Below are 1,727 nucleotides of genomic sequence, written 5' to 3'. Positions count from 1 at the left end.
CTGAATCCGGCGGCTGAATTCACCGGTCTGTTTGGACGGGGTCCGATGCCCGATGCCCGATGCCCGATGCCCGATGCCCGATGCCCGATGCCCGGTGCCCGTTGCCCGGTGCCCGTTGCCCGGTGCCCAGGCTTCACTCTCGGCGCCGTGATCCCCTGCCGGTGGATTCAAACCTGAGGTCGGACACGCTCTCCGAGATTCTGCTTCGTTAGGTCGTTGAACTGTGGGTTTGCTTGGTCGGGTGGCCGGTGTGGGGTACTAGGCGGGTAGGTTCGCGCGGTGGCGTACGTGCGGAAGGCGCGCACGACCTCGGGCGCGGCGCGCTGGCCGAGCCCGCTTGCTCGCGAGCGTAACGCCAGGGTGAAATCCGGAGCGCAAAATCGCAACCACGTTACGCTCGCGAACGACTTGAGGCCACCTGCCCCGAATTCGGCCTCACACCTGGGTACTGAGCAAAATATCCGAAATCAGGTGCCCGGCCCCAGGTTTCACCCTCGGCGCGGTGACCCCCTGTCGGTGGATTCAAACCGCGACCACACCCTCGATCAGAAGGATCGGGCACGGCAGCCCTGCTGAATTTAACCGGAGTCTCCGAACGCATTCCGTCGCCACCGATTCGGAAGTGCGTCGATCGGGACTCAGGGCTGGGCGGGATCCGGGGGCGGTGCATCTGCCGCCAGCGCATCGAACAGCTCGCCCGCGGCGGCGTGATCCCACACCACCACAGACCCCACGTCGCTGTCGATGAACTCGCCAAGGGGCACGGTGGTGACCGTGTTGGGGCCGTGCAGGGCCCAGCCGAGCCGGGCCAGGTCCCAGGCATGGTCGCCGCGGTCCAGCGTCAGGGCGGAGGCGGCTGCACGGGGAACCGAATACCAACGCCACGGATTCAGCCACACCGCCGGACTGGTGGCGCGGTCCAGCAGGGCCGATATGAAGTGGCGCTGGTTGACCATTCGGTCCAGGTCTGCGCGCGGGGTGGCGCGTGTCCGGACGTATCCCAACGCGCCGCGGCCGTCTAGCCGCTGGCAGCCGGGTTGCAGGTCCAGGCCCGCCAGCGGATCCTGCATCGGCTCGGTCGGACATACGGTGACCCCGCCGAGTGCGTCGGCCAGGGCAGCGAAGCCGTCGAAGCCAACCTCGACGTAGTGGTCGAGTCGCAATCCGGTGGCCTGCTCGACTGTCTGCGCCAACAGCGGCGCACCGCCGAGGGAGAACGCGGCGTTGATCTTGTCCCGACCCTGGCCGGGTATCGGTACGTAGGAGTCGCGGGGGATGGAGACCAGTGTCGTCGGGGCGTCGGATCCCAGGGTCGGGATGTGGACCAGCATGATCGTGTCGGTGCGCGCGCCGCCGGTGTCGCCGCCGGTCGCCAACTCCTGTTGCTGCTCATCCGACAGGTGCTCGCGGCTGTCCGAGCCGACGAGCAGCCAGTTGGTGCCTCGGCCGGGTGGAGGGCGGTCAGGGTAGTCGGCCAGTGCCGCCTTGTGGTGCACGGCGCTTTCGAACCACAGCACGACGCCCGCGATGCCGACACCGGCCAACAGCAACGCGATCAGCAGGCACCGTGCCGCGTTGCGAAGCCGGTGACGTTTGCGACGGTGCCGCGCTCGCCCGGGTGGGGCGGTTTTCCGGCGCGGTGGCGGCGCGGAAGATGCGGCGCGCGGCGGTGGTGGTGGGGCCGGGCGCGGGTGTGGTGGTGGGGCCGGGCGCGGGTGCGGTGGTGG

General features: G+C 69.0%; 1 protein-coding gene. It reads right to left on the bottom strand.

The genetic code is table 11. The features are described from left to right. Window positions 1-638: 638 nt before the first annotated feature. Window positions 639-1,727: LCP family protein (locus tag ACK5M9_RS15255; protein ID WP_416893994.1), on the bottom strand; the 1,089-nt coding region annotated here is incomplete at its 5' end.

This window comes from Mycobacterium sp., from assembly GCF_047975165.1.
Lineage (GTDB): Bacteria > Actinomycetota > Actinomycetes > Mycobacteriales > Mycobacteriaceae > Mycobacterium.
This window is presented reverse-complemented; position numbering and strand designations above follow the sequence as displayed.